This is a genomic window from Streptomyces sp. NPDC059567 (genome assembly GCF_042735655.1).
GTDB lineage: Bacteria > Actinomycetota > Actinomycetes > Streptomycetales > Streptomycetaceae > Streptomyces.
The window spans coordinates 1-4,293 of the sequence record NZ_JBHWBS010000178.1; the positions used below are offsets into that span (position 1 = coordinate 1).

The 4,293-nt window shown below is 73.1% G+C and carries 5 protein-coding genes; all 5 read left to right on the top strand.

Going from position 1 to position 4,293, the window contains the following annotated elements; genetic code table 11:
* The first annotated feature begins 51 nt into the window (after positions 1-51).
* Complete coding sequence (locus ACFVZW_RS36455; RefSeq protein WP_384530804.1) at positions 52-618, top strand: DUF2752 domain-containing protein; 567 nt, start codon at positions 52-54, stop codon at positions 616-618.
* A gap of 142 nt (positions 619-760) precedes the next feature.
* Positions 761-1,570, top strand: coding sequence for an indole-3-glycerol phosphate synthase TrpC (gene trpC, locus ACFVZW_RS36460; protein WP_376446451.1), 810 nt, complete (start codon positions 761-763; stop codon positions 1,568-1,570).
* A gap of 109 nt (positions 1,571-1,679) precedes the next feature.
* Positions 1,680-1,877 carry a tryptophan biosynthesis modulator TrpM gene (gene trpM, locus ACFVZW_RS36465; RefSeq protein WP_384530812.1) on the top strand — a complete coding sequence of 66 codons (198 nt, stop codon included), beginning with the start codon at positions 1,680-1,682 and terminating at the stop codon, positions 1,875-1,877.
* Positions 1,878-2,063: 186 nt separating this feature from the next.
* Positions 2,064-3,359: a tryptophan synthase subunit beta gene (gene trpB, locus ACFVZW_RS36470; RefSeq protein ID WP_383556738.1), complete on the top strand. Its 1,296-nt coding sequence runs from the start codon at positions 2,064-2,066 to the stop codon at positions 3,357-3,359.
* Positions 3,356-4,171: a tryptophan synthase subunit alpha gene (trpA, locus tag ACFVZW_RS36475; RefSeq protein ID WP_384530806.1), complete on the top strand. Its 816-nt coding sequence runs from the start codon at positions 3,356-3,358 to the stop codon at positions 4,169-4,171. The genes trpB and trpA overlap by 4 nt, the downstream gene beginning before the upstream one ends.
* The last annotated feature ends 122 nt before the right edge of the window (positions 4,172-4,293 follow it).

Genomic DNA, 4,293 nt, shown 5'->3' on the forward strand with positions numbered 1-4,293 from the left:
GCACGGCGATGCCGTGCTGCGCCTTCACGCGTCAGGAGCGACAATCACCGCGTGCACCCGAAGCCGCCGCCCGGCGTAACCGAAGACCCCGCCGCCCCGCGCCCCGAGGCCACCGCCGAACCCGACGCGACGGCGGGGCCCGCCGCCGAGCCCGCCCAGCCCGTTGTGGGCAACTGGTCCGCCACGGCGGGCCCGCCCTCCACCCCCGCTCACGCGCCGCGGTCGCCGGCTCGGCGGCTCGTCGCGCCGCTCGCCACGCTCGCCGGGGTCGGGGCCGCGTTCGCCTACGTCGGAAGCGTCGATCCCAACGAGCCCGGGCACTATCCGGTCTGCCCGATGCTGCGCTTCACCGGGATCTACTGCCCCGGCTGCGGCGGGCTCCGCAGCGCCCACGCCTTCGTGCACGGCGAGCTCGGCGCCGCCCTCGGCGCCAACGCGCTCGCCGTCGTCGGCTACGGGATCTTCGCCGTCGTCATGGTCCTCTGGCTGATTCGCGCCGTACGCGGCGTACCCATGAGGATCGCGATCGCCCCCGTCTGGTGGTGGGGGATCGGCGCCGTCCTCGCCCTCTTCACCCTGGTGCGGAACCTGCCGTTCGGCTCCGCGCTCGCCCCGTGACCGCTCCCGAGAAGTCCCAGCAGGTGGGACGCACGTCGGCCGGATGCGGGTCCCGCGCCCTCCTGCGGATACCATCGACATGGCTGAACCTGGTTCATCTTCACGAACGTCACCATCACCGTCCCGGAAGGGGGCCTCTCGCGTGAGTGTGCTCGACGAGATCATCGAAGGCGTGCGCGCCGACCTCGCAGAGCGGCAGGCGCGGGTCTCCCTCGACGAGCTCAAGGAGCGCGCCGCCAAGGCACCGCAGGCCAAGGACGGCGTCGCCGCACTGCGCGGCGAGGGCGTCACGGTGATCTGCGAGGTCAAGCGCTCCAGCCCGTCCAAGGGCGCACTCGCCGCCATCGCCGACCCGGCCGGCCTCGCCGCCGACTACGAGGCGGGCGGCGCCGCCGTCATCTCCGTGCTCACGGAGGAGCGCCGCTTCGGCGGCTCCCTCGCCGACCTGGAGGCCGTCCGGGCCCGGGTCGACATCCCCGTCCTCCGCAAGGACTTCATCGTCACGGCGTACCAGCTGTGGGAGGCGCGGGCCTACGGGGCCGACCTCGCGCTCCTGATCGTCGCCGCCCTCGAGCAGGAGGCCCTGGTCTCCCTGATCGAGCGCGCCGAGTCCATCGGCCTCACGCCGCTGGTCGAGGTCCACGACGAGGACGAGGTCGAGCGCGCCGTCGACGCCGGCGCCCGGATCATCGGCGTCAACGCCCGGAACCTCAAGACCCTCAAGGTCGACCGCACCACCTTCGAGCGCGTCGCCCCGGAGATCCCGGCCGGCATCGTCAAGGTCGCCGAGTCCGGCGTCCGCGGGCCGCACGACCTCATCGCGTACGCCAACGCCGGCGCCGACGCGGTCCTGGTCGGCGAGTCCCTCGTGACCGGCCGCGACCCGAAGGCCGCCGTCGCCGACCTCGTCGCCGCCGGCGCCCACCCCGCCCTCCGTCACGGCCGGAGCTGACCCCGCCGTGACTCCCCGCCGCGCCACGTCGACCGTCCCGGGCCATGCCGCCCGGGGCGCCGTCGGCATGCCCGCGGTGACGGTCACCGACCCGGCCGCCGGACGCGCGATGCGCACCCGGCTCCGTACCGCCGCTGCTCCCGCGCACGCCCCGCTGGCCCGGGGCTGCCGCCCGCGCGGCTGCCGGGCGCCCGCCCGACGCGTCCACGGCCGACGCGTGCGGTACGTGATCGGCAGCGAGCCCGGTCAGGTCAACGGCATGCGATGGCGCCGGCGCCCCGCGCGCACCTTCACGACGACCGTCTGACATCCCTTGCCCCCGTTGTGGGCATTCGTTCCGCTGGGCTGGGGGTCCCCCCGGACGAAGTCTGGGGGGAGGGTGGGCACAACGGCAGGGCCCGCGACGGCGTTGCCGTACGTGAGTGAGTCGCGCGCATACCGTGACCATCGTTAGCACGTAATCCGGGGCACCCGCCCCGCGAGGAGCAGCCGCATGTCCAGCGAGTTCTTCATTCCGGACCCGGAGGGTCAGGTTCCCACCACCGAGGGCTACTTCGGTGCCTACGGCGGCAAGTTCATCCCCGAGGCCCTCGTCGCCGCCGTCGACGAGGTCGCGGTCGAGTACGACAAGGCCAAGACCGACCCGGAGTTCGCGCGCGAGCTCAACGACCTCATGGTCAACTACACCGGCCGCCCGAGCGCCCTCACCGAGGTCCCCCGGTTCGCCGAGCACGCCGGCGGCGCCCGGGTCTTCCTCAAGCGCGAGGACCTCAACCACACCGGCTCGCACAAGATCAACAACGTGCTCGGCCAGGCCCTGCTCACCAAGCGCATGGGCAAGACCCGGGTCATCGCCGAGACCGGCGCCGGTCAGCACGGTGTCGCCACCGCCACCGCCTGCGCCCTCTTCGGGCTCGAGTGCACCATCTACATGGGCGAGATCGACACCCAGCGCCAGGCGCTGAACGTCGCCCGGATGCGGATGCTCGGCGCCGAGGTGATCCCGGTGAAGTCCGGCAGCCGCACCCTCAAGGACGCCATCAACGAGGCGTTCCGCGACTGGGTCGCCAACGTCGACCGGACGCACTACCTCTTCGGAACCGTCGCCGGACCGCACCCCTTCCCCGCCATGGTCCGCGACTTCCACCGCGTCATCGGCGTCGAGGCCCGCCGCCAGATCCTGGAGCGCGCCGGCCGCCTCCCCGACGCGGCGATCGCCTGCGTCGGCGGCGGATCCAACGCGATCGGCCTCTTCCACGCGTTCCTCGCCGACACCGACGTCCGCCTCATCGGCTGCGAGCCGGCCGGGCACGGCGTCGAGACCGGCGAGCACGCGGCTACCCTGACCGCAGGCGAGCCCGGCATCCTGCACGGCTCGCGGTCGTACGTGCTCCAGGACGACGAGGGCCAGATCACCGAGCCGTACTCCATCTCGGCCGGTCTGGACTACCCGGGCATCGGCCCGGAGCACTCGTACCTCAAGGACAGCGGCCGTGGCGAGTACCGCGCCGTCACCGACGACGCGGCCATGCAGGCCCTGCGCCTGCTCTCCCGTACCGAGGGCATCATCCCTGCCATCGAGTCGGCGCACGCCCTCGCGGGCGCGCTGGAGGTCGGCAAGGAGCTGGGCCCCGAGGGCCTGCTCGTCGTCAACCTCTCCGGGCGCGGCGACAAGGACATGGACACGGCCGCCCGCTACTTCGGGCTGTACGACACCGACGCGGCCCCCGTCGAGGCCGACGCCGCCGCCGAGGACGGCGCGGGCGAGATCCGGAGGGACACCAAGTGAGCGGCAACATCCAGCTCCTCAGCGACACCCTGGCCAAGGCCAAGGCCGACAACCGCGCCGCTCTCATCGCCTACCTCCCGGCCGGCTTCCCGACCGTGGACGGCGGCATCGAGGCGATCAAGGCCGTCTTCGACGGCGGCGCCGACGTCGTCGAGGTCGGGCTCCCGCACAGCGACCCGGTCCTGGACGGCCCCGTCATCCAGACGGCCGACGACATCGCCCTGCGCGGCGGCGTCCGGATCGCCGACGTCATGCGCACGGTCCGCGAGGCCTTCGCCGCCACCGGGAAGCCGGTGCTGGTGATGACGTACTGGAACCCGATCGACCGCTACGGCGTCGAGCGGTTCACCGAGGAGCTGGCCGCGGCCGGCGGCGCGGGCTGCATCCTGCCCGACCTGCCGGTCCAGGAGTCCGCCGGCTGGCGCGAGCACGCCGAGAAGCACGGTCTCGCCACCGTCTTCGTCGTGGCGCCGAGCAGCAAGGACGAGCGGCTCGCCACCATCACGGCCGCCGGCTCCGGCTTCGTCTACGCCGCCTCGCTGATGGGCGTCACCGGCACCCGCGAGTCGGTCGGCGCCGAGGCCGCCGACCTCGTCCGCCGCACCCGCGCCACCTCGGAGCTGCCGGTCTGCGTCGGACTCGGCGTCTCCAACGCGGAGCAGGCCAAGGAGGTCGCGACCTTCGCCGACGGCGTCATCGTCGGCTCCGCGTTCGTCAAGCGGATGCTCGACGCCGTCGACGAGACCGCCGGACTCGCCGCCGTAAGGGAACTGGCGGGCGAACTCGCCGAGGGCGTGCGGCGCGTTTCGTAACCCGAATGGGTGGATCTGTGACCGGGGGGGGGCGGACGCCCCGCCCCCGGGGGGTGGTGTGGGGGGGTGGCAGAATAAAACCTGGGTCTGTTAAAAAACAACGAGCCCCCCCCACCCGGTTA